Origin of the sequence: Clostridium sp. LS, from assembly GCF_002760435.1 — a bacterium.
GTDB lineage: Bacteria > Bacillota > Clostridia > Clostridiales > Clostridiaceae > Clostridium.
Genome location: NZ_AUUU01000034.1, coordinates 18006 through 31235, shown reverse-complemented (window position 1 = coordinate 31235; position 13230 = coordinate 18006). Strand labels below are relative to the sequence as shown.

General features: G+C 28.8%; 17 protein-coding genes. All 17 read right to left on the bottom strand.

Annotated features, from left to right (window positions below):
* Window positions 1-590 precede the first annotated feature (590 nt).
* The 17 genes from COL3_RS08985 to COL3_RS08910 all read right to left on the bottom strand — a co-directional run bounded on the left by COL3_RS08985 (window position 591) and on the right by COL3_RS08910 (window position 13226).
* A complete protein-coding gene (locus COL3_RS08985; RefSeq protein WP_008427303.1) occupies window positions 591-1046 on the bottom strand; it encodes an Lrp/AsnC family transcriptional regulator in 456 nt (151 codons plus the stop codon).
* 114 nt (window positions 1047-1160) lie between these two features.
* A complete protein-coding gene (locus COL3_RS08980; protein ID WP_008427301.1) occupies window positions 1161-1808 on the bottom strand; it encodes a chloramphenicol acetyltransferase CAT in 648 nt (215 codons plus the stop codon).
* A 332-nt stretch (window positions 1809-2140) separates the two neighbouring features.
* Window positions 2141-2698 carry an rRNA adenine N-6-methyltransferase family protein gene (locus tag COL3_RS08975; protein ID WP_008427299.1) on the bottom strand — a complete coding sequence of 186 codons (558 nt, stop codon included), beginning with the start codon at window positions 2696-2698 and terminating at the stop codon, window positions 2141-2143.
* Window positions 2699-3179: 481 nt separating this feature from the next.
* Complete coding sequence (locus COL3_RS08970) at window positions 3180-3398, bottom strand: hypothetical protein (protein ID WP_008427296.1); 219 nt, start codon at window positions 3396-3398, stop codon at window positions 3180-3182.
* An 83-nt stretch (window positions 3399-3481) separates the two neighbouring features.
* Window positions 3482-3853 carry a hypothetical protein gene (locus COL3_RS08965; protein WP_008427294.1) on the bottom strand — a complete coding sequence of 124 codons (372 nt, stop codon included), beginning with the start codon at window positions 3851-3853 and terminating at the stop codon, window positions 3482-3484.
* A 323-nt stretch (window positions 3854-4176) separates the two neighbouring features.
* Window positions 4177-4617: a GNAT family N-acetyltransferase gene (locus COL3_RS08960; RefSeq protein WP_008427293.1), complete on the bottom strand. Its 441-nt coding sequence runs from the start codon at window positions 4615-4617 to the stop codon at window positions 4177-4179.
* 232 nt (window positions 4618-4849) lie between these two features.
* On the bottom strand, window positions 4850-5005 hold the full coding sequence (locus COL3_RS28655; RefSeq protein WP_008427291.1) for a hypothetical protein: 156 nt from the start codon (window positions 5003-5005) through the stop codon (window positions 4850-4852).
* A 90-nt stretch (window positions 5006-5095) separates the two neighbouring features.
* Window positions 5096-5845: a GGDEF domain-containing protein gene (locus COL3_RS08955; RefSeq protein ID WP_008427289.1), complete on the bottom strand. Its 750-nt coding sequence runs from the start codon at window positions 5843-5845 to the stop codon at window positions 5096-5098.
* A 70-nt stretch (window positions 5846-5915) separates the two neighbouring features.
* Window positions 5916-7769, bottom strand: coding sequence for a SpoIIE family protein phosphatase (locus COL3_RS08950; RefSeq protein WP_008427288.1), 1854 nt, complete (start codon window positions 7767-7769; stop codon window positions 5916-5918).
* Between the two features lie 2 nt (window positions 7770-7771).
* Window positions 7772-8155 (bottom strand): DUF1987 domain-containing protein, encoded by a 384-nt coding sequence (locus COL3_RS08945; protein ID WP_008427286.1) that lies wholly within the window; start codon window positions 8153-8155, stop codon window positions 7772-7774.
* 9 nt (window positions 8156-8164) lie between these two features.
* Complete coding sequence (locus COL3_RS08940) at window positions 8165-8719, bottom strand: SiaB family protein kinase (protein WP_242982116.1); 555 nt, start codon at window positions 8717-8719, stop codon at window positions 8165-8167.
* A 236-nt stretch (window positions 8720-8955) separates the two neighbouring features.
* Entirely contained in the window at window positions 8956-10017 is a 1062-nt protein-coding gene (locus tag COL3_RS08935) for an iron-containing alcohol dehydrogenase family protein (protein WP_008427283.1), read from the bottom strand.
* A gap of 154 nt (window positions 10018-10171) precedes the next feature.
* On the bottom strand, window positions 10172-10483 hold the full coding sequence (locus COL3_RS08930; protein WP_008427280.1) for a hypothetical protein: 312 nt from the start codon (window positions 10481-10483) through the stop codon (window positions 10172-10174).
* Window positions 10484-10585: 102 nt separating this feature from the next.
* On the bottom strand, window positions 10586-10777 hold the full coding sequence (locus COL3_RS08925) for a PspC domain-containing protein (protein WP_008427278.1): 192 nt from the start codon (window positions 10775-10777) through the stop codon (window positions 10586-10588).
* A gap of 164 nt (window positions 10778-10941) precedes the next feature.
* Window positions 10942-11301 (bottom strand): PTS sugar transporter subunit IIB, encoded by a 360-nt coding sequence (locus COL3_RS08920; RefSeq protein ID WP_278286652.1) that lies wholly within the window; start codon window positions 11299-11301, stop codon window positions 10942-10944.
* A gap of 6 nt (window positions 11302-11307) precedes the next feature.
* The gene (locus COL3_RS08915) at window positions 11308-12744 is read right to left on the bottom strand and encodes a glycoside hydrolase family 1 protein (RefSeq protein ID WP_008427273.1); all 1437 of its coding nucleotides are present in this window, start codon (window positions 12742-12744) and stop codon (window positions 11308-11310) included.
* Window positions 12745-12917: 173 nt separating this feature from the next.
* A complete protein-coding gene (locus COL3_RS08910) occupies window positions 12918-13226 on the bottom strand; it encodes a PTS lactose/cellobiose transporter subunit IIA (RefSeq protein WP_008427271.1) in 309 nt (102 codons plus the stop codon).
* Window positions 13227-13230: the final 4 nt, after the last annotated feature.

The following is a 13230-nucleotide window of genomic DNA, read 5'->3' as shown; positions in this document are numbered from 1 at the left end:
CGTTCGCTGAGTAAGCGATTCACACCAAATCATAGATTTGGGTTCTCTGCTTAAGAACCTTTATCAGCTCATTTTCAAATGCCTTCTACACAAAAATAGTTATTATTTCTGGTGAAGATATCATATTAAGTTTTAGAAAATATGTAAACATGTTTATCTAATAAGCCAAATATTTAATCGGTATGGACAAACTAATTATAAGATTTAGTTATACTTATAATTATTACCATACCAGAAAGAAAGACTAACTATTTTGCGCAGTGTTGCATTGAGAATAGGGTTGTAGGATTTCTTGATTTTGATAAAGACATATAGACAACATTTATTAGACTTATGTATATATCCAAACAGAAAAATTAGGTACATGTGTGTGAAACAGGCATTTGAAAATAAGCTGCTGAATGTTCTTAATAGGTGGTTGTTCCATTTATACTTGTCCAATTAATAATTGGAGCAAGTATAAATGGGTGCAACCTCCTATTTAGAACATTCCAGCGAAATTTTCATAGTCCTGAGGAACACACATGTACCTAATTTGGGTTGATATATAACTTAAGTCTAATTTACATGTTGTTTATATATGCACTATATTATTCCTCTGATTCCGGGATTACGCTGAATATATTTTTTACATCTTTTAAAACAAAATGAGTTTTTGTTAATGATACACCTTCTAAACTCTTTATTTCTCGGTGAATTCTTTCAAGATGATCTGATGACTTGCAGAATATTTTAAGCATAAAATCAAAATCTCCTGTTAAGTAATAACATGAAACAATGTTAGGGTTCTTTTCAATGGCATTTGTAAAAGATTCATAGAACTTTGGATGTTCAAGGCTGACTTCCATTAAGGCAGTCATATCATTTCCTAATTTTTTTTGATCTACTATTATAGTATAGTTTTTAATTATATCATTCTTCTCCATTTTCCTTATACGTTCAAGGACTGCTGAAACTGATAAATGAATTTCTTTACTTATATCTGATGCTTTATTTCTTGCATTAGATTTCAAACATTTTAATATTTTATAATCCATTATGTCCATAAATACCCCCAACTATTATGTTTGTCTACACATATTATAATCGCTGTAAATAAAAAAGTCTATAATATGAATCTTGTGCATGTTTTGGTGTTTATGTTATAAAATATTAATAATTTAGTTTAAATATTGTTCGGGATTTATGCATATTCCTTTTATATCTGAAAAAAACAATGAACAGTGGTATCCATCGGCCACCGCATGATGAACTTGAATAGTTAATGGAATAATAATTTTGCTGCTCTCTTCAAAAAACTTTCCCCATGTTACCATAGGAAATAGAAATGGTCTGTCTCCTTCATTATTCACATTAAAAGATGTGTAATTAAACCACGGCAAGCACGAAGCAATAAAAAAATTATTTTGAAACTGTGTAGTAAAGCTAGTATCTTTTTTATAAGAGTTTAAAGATTTTACCATATCGTTGTAGAAACTCAAAAAAACATTTTTAAATGGTGTATACAAATCACTCATATTTTTAGTCTTTTCATTTAATACAGAATAACTTGGACCAATTTCATCAAAAAATCCTAACCTTCCTTCTGCGTCAAATCCCATTTTAAATTCTTGATAATTATTTATAGCTCTTGAAACAATCCATGTAAAAGTTGGATAAAATCTTAATTTATTGGCTTTTATGTAGTTATAAAGATTTGTAATTTCTATATTAACCGTAATGCTATATGTACATTTAGCATTATTAAAGAAGTGATTAAAGCAATCCTTTCTTTCCCACGTGCTCATATTTATTATATTAAATCCCATATTTTGTTCGCTCCTTATGTTTAAATCTTGTATACTCCAATTTATCTACTAGTAAATTTTATTAAAGATACCTGAATCCTCTGCATTTCATATATATTATTAATTTTAAACATTTAATATTAAATAATAATTACATTCACCTACCATACTTAACAATATATTTTCACAAAAAACAAAGGCTATACTTTTACATAATACTGCATTTAAGATTTAAAGGATTGCGTTTCTTAATTATAATTGTACGCTTACAAACTTTGGAAACACTATATAAATCTTTAGCAACAAAAGTAAATGCATAACCCTTATTTAGTAAATAATAAGCCAAACTTAGTTTATGTATTTTGACACTTTAACACATAAGCTGGCGGTAAATTAAAAACTACTCTTTCAAAACTTATATCTTCAAAATAACTTGCTATATAACCTTTTTTAAGTAGTGTGTATTGAAAAGTAATAAACAAGCCATCTTTCTTTAATACATTTTTAGTCTTCTTCAATATATTGTTTGACATACTTTTTGGTAAACTAGCAAATGGTAATCCCGAAACTATATAATCTACTTTTTCAATGTTATATTTTTTTAAATATTTATCAATATTTTCAGCTGAATCATTTACTATTACAATATTGTCATAAGAACTATATTTTTCTTCTAACTGCTTACAGAATCCCTCATTATACTCAATAAGTATTAACATTGTATGCTTTTTAATTTTACTTACTAATTTTTCTGTAAACACACCAGTTCCCGGACCATACTCCACAATACATTTTGCATTTTCATAATCAATATCATCAGCCATTTTTTCAGCAAGCTTTCCTGAACTAGGTGCAACAGCTCCTATCGTTCTTGGTGATTTAAAATATTCCTTTAGAAATTTTGCCCACATGTATTACATCCCTCTCTAATTTTTTGATTAAAATACATATTTTATCACTAACATGTTTAGATTTATAAAAAATATATATTTTATAGCAAAAGAGATTACCCCCCTTAGATAGAACTGGAGATAATCCTAATTATATATTAGATAAATTTCTTGCTAACTATTCTATTATTTGGTTGTGGCACTTCAGCGCAACACCAATATAAAATGAACAATATTGGTAAGCGTAGCGAATTGCGCGCAACCTGATGATGTGTGTTTAACAAATCTCCACCATGGCGCATCACCATAGCATAAAGTCCAAGAAATCTACCATCTTAATTCAATTTTTCTGACTGCTTCATTATAGCATAATAAGGAAATAAATTCAATGTTTTACATAAAATTAACACTTTCTTCACATTTTTAAGTATCCGCTCTCTAAATTTCAAAAAATAGTATTCTTAGGCTTCAGTATCCACTTCATATACCTTGGACTTTTTTGCTACCTATGTCTTCTTAAATATGAACATATATCATATATATCTATATGGGATAATTCAACATTCGTACCTCCTAAACACGCTACTGAAGAGACTTGATTAAATTCTTTCATCCATGTTTCCAGCAAGTCTATCTTCTTTTTCATATGCTCAAGAATTATCCCTATATCAACTTTAACCCCTTCTGTGCTCACAGTTATTACTGATTCTAATACAAGCATGCATCTTTAATAAATTGTCATGAATATTTTTCAGGCTTAAAGAACTCTACTATTTTTTTAAAGCAAATATAAAAATGTTTTGATTATTTAATAGAAATACCTACTTTATCTTTATATTTTTCAGATATCCTTATTGCTTCCAAAGCATTATTTATCCGTACTTCAATTATCTTTTCATCTATTTTTGTAACATTAGAAATCATTTGAATATTATTACTAATCTTAATTAATTCTAACTTTAGTTTCTGGATATCGTCGCCATAAGCATATATATTGTTATTATTTAGTGAATACAGCATATCACATCCTAAAAATTTAATTATGCTATTTCCCCAGATCTCGTATCTCCAGCTTTCAAAACCAAATAGTTCACTGTAAGGGTATGCTATTTCATTTTGAATTTCCTCTACATTAATATCGTCTTCTTTTGAAATGATAGATACCACTAAACTCATTATCATTACTCCTTATCTGTACTAATTTTTAATGCGTCTCTTTTCATATAATCACGTCTAAGACTTATAATTTTCAACTTTACTTTTATTTAACTCAGTTAATCTTTTTATTCTTAACCACTGACTGTTATATTACAAATTTTATACAAACTTTTTTATTTTATACAGATATCATAATTCTACCACTATTTTACTTATTTTTCCAACCACTTTTTTATCTATTTGAGTTAGGTAATTATTTAAATAAAAAAACTCAACAATACTTTAATGGTTAGTATCATTGAGTTTATATTTTAATATGACGTTTACTCATTCCTGGAAATTTATAAAGTATAATACATTTCTTGCAACATCAAACCGCTTTTTTCTGATAAAAAGGCACTTCCTTTACACTCAAATCCTACTTTGTTGTAAAAATTAACTGTATCTAAACGTGCATTTAAGTATAAATAATTTATATCATTAATCTCCGCTTCAATAATATGCCTTTTTAACATCTCTAATCCAATTCCCCTTTTTATATATTCAGGGTCAACAACTACATTAGTAATTTTGCCTTTCCCATTAACATTAGTCATTCTTGAGTATCCTATGACTTTATAATTGCTTAATGCAATTAAATGAAAACTCACATCATCTAATTCATCATAATTATATTTTGCTATTTTACCATATGGTTTAAAGAGTACATTAAATCTTAAATCTATTACCTGATTGAATTCTTTGCTTTTATAATCTATATATTTATATGTTATATTACACATCTTTTTTCCTCTACTTCTCAATTTATAATTACATTATACAACATATTCATATTTTTTGCATAAATATTCAAAAATTTTTTTCATTTTTATTTTAGATATTTAAATCATAAACTCAGCTTATGCAATAACTTACTATAATCTCACTAATGTATGAACTCAATCATAAAACAACTGCTATTAAGTCCATTATAAAGAACTTAATAGCAGTTATGTTCCATAGATCATTTATATTTTAAGATTGATCTTCCCATTTTCTTTTTGCTTTTAATACATTTTCCTCACTAAGATTAGTTTTTTCTACTATCTCACCCATTCCACAGCCTCTATCTAGCATTTCTTTTGCTTTTTCCATAGCTTTTTCATGCTCACCTTTTTTCAGTCTCTCCATTACATTTTCCTCCTACATCTTTGTACTTAATCAATATTTATAAGTAGTTTTACCAGTGGGAAAATATTTATTCTGTTTAAGGGCAAACATTTATTGCATTAACTTTTTATGCTTTTTCTTATACTCATACATATTTGCATCTGCCATTTGAATAATTTCATCAATAGTTCTGCAATTATTACATTCGACTTGTACTACTCCATAGCTGAAAGAGAGATCATAAGGTCTTATTTGACTTTTATTTTCGATATCTATATTTATCATAATCTTCTCCATAATCTTTTCTACTTCTTCTTGCTTAAGCTCTGGTAAAAGAATTATAAACTCATCGCCACCTACTCTGCATAAAATGTCATTATCTCTTACGCCTTCTTTTATAAATTCACATGCATTCACAAGAAGTTCGTCTCCCTCTGCGTGTCCAAAATTATCATTTACATATTTTAGCCCATTAAGGTCAATATAGCATATTGAAAAAACGCCCTTTTTCCTTCGTATTGTTTTAATCTTATTTTCCAGCAGTGTTAATCCCATTCCTCTATTGTAAAAACCCGTAAGTGTATCTATTGCCGCAAAATATTTCAACTTCTCTTCTGCCCTAATTCTATCTTCAATTTCTTTTTTTAAATCATTCTGTATTTTATGTAGATATTCTTGCTGCCCATCGCTTATTTTAATTATCTTCTCTACATCTCTTATTAGTTTATCAAATTGCTCAACAATTATTGAAAAGTTTTCTAATATAGTCTCTTCATCATGTTTCCTACTATTAATTAATTCTTTTGCACCTCTTAATAAGGATTTTTCAACTTCAAAAAAATCAGATTCAATTGATACCATTATATATCACCCCAAACTTAAGCACATGAAAGAAAATAGCATACAAGTATATTATTTTCTTGATTGTGCTTTATTTCACTTTAAATGCAAATACAGTAATATCATCTCTTTGTTGCTCTTCATTCATATATAATCCTAATGTTGCCTCAAAATCAGCTTTCATAGAATTAAAATCCTCAGTAGAACATTCTTGTATCATACTATATAGTCGTTTTCTTCCAAAAGGATAATTCTTTTGACCTCCATTTTGATGTATAAAACCATCAGTAGTAACAATAAATATATCATCCTCTTGAATTTCAAAAATATCATTATCCAAAGACTCTTTTAGCTTAATATAACTATATCCAACCCCTTTGCTCTGAGGCTTTATAATTTTAACTTCTTTATCGCGTTTAACATATAATTCTATATTTGCACCTAGGTACAGTAATTTTGATTTATTTTTTATACAAAATATTGCAATATCCAATCCATCATCTACACTATTTGGATTTGAATTTTTATTTAGAGATTGCTTAAGCTGTGTATGTAGCTCTTTTATAATTATACTAGGATCATCTTTGCTTATAGTTGTTACTATATTATGCAGTATTGCATTTACAGTCATTGTCATGAATGCGCCTGGAACTCCGTGACCTGTGCAATCTCCAACGGCTAAGATAATCATATCATCAATTTCCTGCAGCCAGAAGAAATCTCCTCCTACAGTATCTCTAGGTTTCCAAATAACAAAATTTTCTTTAAATGCTCTTTTCAAATCTTCTTCAGATGGTAAAATTGATTCCTGTAATCTTTTTGCATATTCAATGCTCTCATTTACTTTTTGATTAGATTCTTTCAACTCCTGAGTTCTTATATTAACTTTTTCTTCAAGTTCCATGTTAATTAACATTGCTTGCTTATATGGATCAGCTATTTTCTTAGAAATAACGTAGAATAATACCATGAATGATATTAAAACTAAAATCACATTAAGAATTGTATTATTTTTTAGTGTATCAATTAAAGATAAATTTTCTGTTCTCGGAATTTCATAAAACAGAATCCAGTCGCTTGAACTTAATTTACAATACGCGTAATCTATAATTTCATTATTACTATTAGTGTATTGTGATACCTTAACATTTTCTTCACCTTCCATAGGCTTACTCCGAATCACATTAACCACATCTTTTGGCAGGAAATCTTCATAATTTTGACCTATATCTTCACGTGCATCAGATAATTTGATAACTCCCTCATCATCTACCATCCATAGGTTGCTTTTATTTCCGACTTTAAAATCTCTAAATTCCTTTGTAATCTCATTAAGACTTAAACCTACCCCAGTAATACCTAATGGCTTATCTACACTTCCCATAATTGTATTTACAAAAAGAAAATAGTCATCCATATTCCTATTATAATCTACATTGAGCTCTATTGCTCTTTTTGATTTTATCATCGCGTCAAACCAACTATCTGCTGGATTACTTTCTGATAATGTCACAAAGTCTTTATTATTTTCACCTGAATTCTCTCTGTAATAATAGTGCCTTGTCTTTACACTTGCTATAAAAGAATTACTATAATCGTATGATTTTGCAATACTATCTATTTTATTTAGAACTACACTTCCTGCTTCTTTATCTTTTTCTTCACCATTTATCCATTCAATATTTAAAGGATCCTTAGCAAAAATAGAAGATGTTTCAACGGCACGACTAATACGACTGTCTATTTTCGCCGCCATAGATTTCACTATAAAAACCATATCCTGGGACTTTGATTTATCTATTAGCGATTTTTTAGTACTGTTATATCCTAATAATCCTGTAGCTATCACTGCAAAAGATATAATTGCACTAGCTATAAAAATTATCCTAAAAACATTTCTTATATATGATTGATTATAGCTTTTAAATTGCCCATTTTCTTTCACAGTTATTCCTCATTACTAATTGAAATGAAATTAAATGGCACATCTATATCCATACTAAAATCCTGTCCCATATCATAGTCAAAGCCATTGTCTTCATCGTAATACCAATTTATAATAACATTTTTTCCATTTTTGTAGTTCTCATTAAGTTTATCAAATAAAATAATTAAACATTTTATACTACTGGTATTTATATAAGAAAGTTGAAAGTCTATGGTCAATTCATTAAAATTATTAAAATATTCATCTATTAAGCTGTAAACAGGTTCATAGAAATTATAGGAATTTTCTGGGTAAGATTCACCTTTTAAAATCAGCTTTTTATCTTCATTAATAAACTCTAAATATGGAGTACTCTTTGTATTTTCAATAACAAAACTATTCATAATCCAACCTCACACTGTAACAGTTAATGTATAGTAAGAATAACTGTCATCTATTTTATCAAATTTGTAGTCAATTTTTTCAGCTGATTTTCGTGCAATCTGGATTAGTCCAAGGCCTGCTCTACCACAACTCATATCAATTTCCTGTCTTGAAACTTCCCTAAAATAAATATTCAGCTCATCTTTATCCATGGATATTATCTTATCTAACTTTTCTTTTAAATTTGTGATATCTTCGTTTAATATAACATTTCCAGAATAAACACTATACCCCGAATTTATTTTGGAAATAGCAATTACAGCTGATCCAGCAATAACTGAAAAATTCTTTGTGTTTTCTTTTGAAACTTCGTATTGTTTAATATTTTGAGTTTGCTCAACAAAAGCGAAAAAAGCTGAACTAATTTTACTTTTTGCAACTTGCTGAAGCTGAAGTCTTTGTTTTAACGCTACTCCAAGTTCTTCAATTAAGCCTTGGGAAAATGTTCCTGAAAATATAAATTCAATATTAGATTCCTTCAATTTTTTCTGAAGTTCATAAACTGCGTTATCCAATGTGTTCACTCCCTTATCTTAAATATGTATTTATATAAAATATCTAAAATTTTTCATAAATAAATTACGGTTAATTATACCACTTTTTATGTATAAATCCAATTATCTTAATTCTCTTAAATTTAATAGTTAATTTTATTAATCTATTTATTCGTTAATTTAAAATGAACACTTCAATAACATAATTTAGTTAAGTTCACTTCTAAAAAGCACTTCCAATATATTCTATCGGAAGTGCTTTCAATTTATATTAGCGCAGTATTTAATATTTCATCTTTGTCAATGATTTCTTTAGCAAGTGCCCTATTCTCTTCAACATGAATAAATGTATATCTATTGGGTTTTATTGAAGGTGCAATATCTATAGCCTTCTTAAAATCCTCTTTTTTCATATTTAAAGTTTTAACATATTCAAAGAACCCTGTTTCCTTTAATATTTTTGTTATCCTTTCAAATCTATGATTTTGAACCTTGGCCATAATATAGGTTGCTATTCCAACTTGTATACCATGAAGCTGAGGCACTTCAAGGAATTTATCCAAGGCATGAGAAATTAAATGTTCAGAACCTGAAGCTGGGGAACTGTTACCTGCTATCTCCATAGATATTCCATTTAAAGTTAATGAATCAACAAGTTCCTTTAAGAACAAATCATCTTTAATAGTTTTAAATTCAGTTCGTACAAAACTATTTACTGCTTTCTTAGAAATCATAGTCGCAAAATCATCGATAATTACTCTACCATTGTCTTCTTCAAATTTCCAATCATATAGTGCAGTAATATTTGAAACCAAATCTCCTATTCCTGAAAAAATAAATTTTTCAGGTGCTCCTTTTATTACATCTATATCTATAATTATGCCATAAGGTGTTTTAGCTGGAAGAGACATTCGTCTCCCTTGAACTATAAGAGATGCACCAGCACTTGAGAAACCGTCATTAGAAGTTGATGTTGGAATGCTGATAAATGGCATTTTCTTTAAAAAACTCATATATTTCACTGCATCGATAGCCTTACCTCCGCCAACACCAATTAGTGCTTCTACATCATTTGGTATTTCAAAAGCTTTTGTGCTTATTTCTTCAAAATCTATATCATATATAGTCTCTACTTTAGAAATTTGAATATTAGCTTCCTTTAAGGAATTTTGTATGGAAGCTCCAAATAATTCTTCTATACCTTCTCCAAAATATATTGAAACTTTTTGAAACATTCCCTTTTTAATTAAATTTCCTACATTTTTAATATTTCCCTTTCCTACTTCAAGGATTGAAGGAATAGCTATTCTGTGAATTGAAGCCTTCATACTTTCCACTCCTCATATATAAATAATACGGGCATAATAGATATTGCCCGTGCTTTTTTATTTAATGATGTATTTTTAAGTTTATTATATACTTTATTATTTTAATTATGTATCATTTCTCCAGTTCTCAGGTTAAGTACATTTAGAAAATTCACTATTTTAAGTCATCCACAACCTTATTTATTTTTCCAGCCTTATCCACAGCCTCTGTCCACAATTCTTTTGCTGGAATAATTTTTTCTATTGCTGTATAAGTGTCCTTTATCACTGGTATATTAACAAGATTTGTGCTCTGAAGTGACATTAATATAAACCAACAAATGCCTATAAATGCAGCTATTCTTAGGAATCCCTCTATAGCTTTTATTAAAATATAAAAACCAACAATAGCTATTATTGCTAATACTATAGTGTTTGTAGTAATATGTACTGGACTTTGACTGATTAAATCATTAATCTTCTCCATTAGTTCCCTCCTGTTTTCTATATAAACATATTGCTTTGCATTTTTTAGTTTCAGCTTAGTTAAGAAAAATAAAACGTAACCCTAAATAAATCAACTTATTTATTAATATTCTGGTCTTTTAGGTATGACCAAGGCACAGATTATATATAAAAGTACGCCTGTTCCTGCTAAAATAACCATAGCTAAATAACCAATTCTAATCAAAGTAGAATCAATCCCAAAATATTCAGCAAATCCTCCACATACGCCAGCCAATTTTTTGTCTGTTGATGATAAGTAAAGTTTCTTTTCCATAATTCCCTCCAACCATCACAAATTATTATACAAATAGTTCCTGTTCAAAATTATATCATTTTAAGATGACATTTACTATTATTTTTATTAATTTCCTCTCTTTTTCCATCCCATAAAAAATTAAACCGTGCCAAAAGATCTTGACACGGTTTTAAAAATTATTATTATTTATTATTATTTATTAAATTGATTGCAAAACCTAATACCTTCGGACCATTACACATTCCATAATCTACAGATGGAATAGCTTCTACTGGAATACTATATTTCTCACCTTTTTTCTTCATCTCTGGAAGTTGGAAACGAATTTGTGGACCTATTAAAACTACATCTGCTTTTGCCATGTTTGAATCTGCTGCATCAGTAGAGACTGCCCATATAGTTGCTTCTATCCCCTGCTCTTTCGCTGCTTTCTCCATCTTTGTAACTAATAGACTTGTTGACATTCCTGCTGAACAAACTAATAAAATTCTCATTAAAATCACCTCATAATTATTTTTATGTTTCTTGCTTTGATTCCTAATATTCTTTTACTTATATTCTATTTCTGTATTTTTTGCTTCGAAAATTCTATTTGTAGATAATTTTTTAAACCAATGACCAGATTTTTTAATAGTCCTATTTCTATTATCTTCTAAGTTAATCTCAACTAAGCCATATCTATTTTTAAATGCATTTTGTGGTGATACATTATCAGTAAATGCCCATAACATATAACCCGTGCAATTGCAGCCTTCTTCAACAGCTTTTAATAACCATACTAAATGATCAGATATAAATTCTATTCTATAATCATCTTGTATTACGCCTTCTGCATTTTTATATTTTGCTTCGCCTTCTACTCCCATACCATTCTCAGCAATGAACCATTCAATATTTCCATATTCATTCTTCAGTCTCATTGCCATATCATACATTATTTTAGGATATATCTCCCATCCTCTATGTGGATTCATCTTCTTTCCTGGTAAATCAAACATTTCGTAATAGTATGATGGATGAAATGGAGTTTCAGGATTCCAAGCACTTGTTCTAGCTTTTACCCTATGCGGGAAATATAAATTTAACCCCAACAAATCAACTGTGTTATTCTTAATAATAGCTAATTCATCATTAGTGTACTCAAATAAACAATCATGTTTTTTAAGGACTTCAAATAATTCTTGTGGTATTTCACCTTTCACACTTGGATCAAGATATAATTTATTAAAGAATAGATCATACATTTCAGCGGCTTTTACATCATGAGGCGCTGATGATCTTGCATAAGTTACTTCAGGATTTAAAATAACCCCAATTTTTCCTTCAATATTATTTGCCTTAAATACTTCTACTACTTTTGCCGTTGCTAAAATTTTATTATAGTTCCATTGCATCCAAGTTTTTGTGTTTTGTTCAAAAGGCCATCTAATTGCATCTAAGTAAACTCTAGTTTGAACCACTATGGGTTCATTAAAAGTAAACCAATATTTAACCTTATGCCCAAATGCTTTGAATACTTTTTCTGCATATTTAACAAATAAATCAACTACATGTTTAGATCCCCATCCACCGTATTTTTCAAATAATACTGCTGGTAACTCATAATGTTCTAAGCATATCATTGGTTCAACACCATTTTTAATAACTTCATCTATCATATTATGATAATACTCAAGAGCTTCTTCATCTACCTCAGCAGTTTCATAATCTTTTATAAATCTTGACCAATCTATAGATGTCCTATATTTTTGCAATCCAACTTCACTCATAAGTTTAGCATCTTCTTTATATCTTCTGTAAAAATCAGTTGCTAATGTTGGACCATAACCATTATGCCAAAGGTGTGGCGTAGATTTATACCACAAATCCATGTATGAATCTTGACCATCCTTTTTACCTGTCCAACCTTCTGTCTGCCATGCCGAAGCTGCTGCTCCAACAAAGAAATTCTCTGGTAGTTTAAATGTACTCTTTTTTAACTCCATGCTTTGCCTCCAAATAAATAATATATTTTAGTATTACACTAATTCCTTAATTATCTTCAATAATCTATGACCTTTTAATTGCCCTCTTATTATGCTATAATATTATTTGAGTATATTTTAAAAACTTTTAGAGGTGATGTGTGAAAATATGCCCTTTTCACACATCGCATCTTCTACTTAATATCTTTTCTTATATCAATAATTTCCTCAGCTAACTGTTTAACAGTGATTCCTGTCATCAAATGATCTTGGGCATGTACTAATAGTAGCGTTATTACACTTGAATTACCATCAGCTTCCATAGTTAAAAGCTCTGTTTGTACATGATGTGCTTTCTCAAATTCACTGCTAGATAATTTTAATAGTTCTTCCGCTTTTTCAAAGTCTTTTTCTTTTGCCGCTCTAATTGCTTCAAATGCATAACTTCTTCCATCACCACTATGAACGATTAATGAAAATGCTATCTGTTCTAAATTCTCCATTATA

Bases quoted from the DNA above. Each gene is read 5' to 3' on its own strand.
- COL3_RS08975 (WP_008427299.1), bottom strand. From the start codon at position 2,698: ATGTGGGCAAAATTTCTAAAGGAATATTTTAAATCACCAAGAACGATA.
- COL3_RS08910 (WP_008427271.1), bottom strand. From the start codon at position 13,226: ATGGAGAATTTAGAACAGATAGCATTTTCATTAATCGTTCATAGTGGT.
- COL3_RS08965 (WP_008427294.1), bottom strand. From the start codon at position 3,853: ATGAGTTTAGTGGTATCTATCATTTCAAAAGAAGACGATATTAATGTA.
- COL3_RS08985 (WP_008427303.1), bottom strand. From the start codon at position 1,046: ATGGACATAATGGATTATAAAATATTAAAATGTTTGAAATCTAATGCA.
- COL3_RS08980 (WP_008427301.1), bottom strand. From the start codon at position 1,808: ATGGGATTTAATATAATAAATATGAGCACGTGGGAAAGAAAGGATTGC.
- COL3_RS08970 (WP_008427296.1), bottom strand. From the start codon at position 3,398: ATGCTTGTATTAGAATCAGTAATAACTGTGAGCACAGAAGGGGTTAAA.
- COL3_RS28655 (WP_008427291.1), bottom strand. From the start codon at position 5,005: ATGGAGAGACTGAAAAAAGGTGAGCATGAAAAAGCTATGGAAAAAGCA.
- COL3_RS08945 (WP_008427286.1), bottom strand. From the start codon at position 8,155: ATGAATAGTTTTGTTATTGAAAATACAAAGAGTACTCCATATTTAGAG.
- COL3_RS08925 (WP_008427278.1), bottom strand. From the start codon at position 10,777: ATGGAAAAGAAACTTTACTTATCATCAACAGACAAAAAATTGGCTGGC.
- COL3_RS08935 (WP_008427283.1), bottom strand. From the start codon at position 10,017: ATGAAGGCTTCAATTCACAGAATAGCTATTCCTTCAATCCTTGAAGTA.
- COL3_RS08930 (WP_008427280.1), bottom strand. From the start codon at position 10,483: ATGGAGAAGATTAATGATTTAATCAGTCAAAGTCCAGTACATATTACT.
- COL3_RS08960 (WP_008427293.1), bottom strand. From the start codon at position 4,617: ATGTGTAATATAACATATAAATATATAGATTATAAAAGCAAAGAATTC.
- COL3_RS08915 (WP_008427273.1), bottom strand. From the start codon at position 12,744: ATGGAGTTAAAAAAGAGTACATTTAAACTACCAGAGAATTTCTTTGTT.
- COL3_RS08955 (WP_008427289.1), bottom strand. From the start codon at position 5,845: ATGGTATCAATTGAATCTGATTTTTTTGAAGTTGAAAAATCCTTATTA.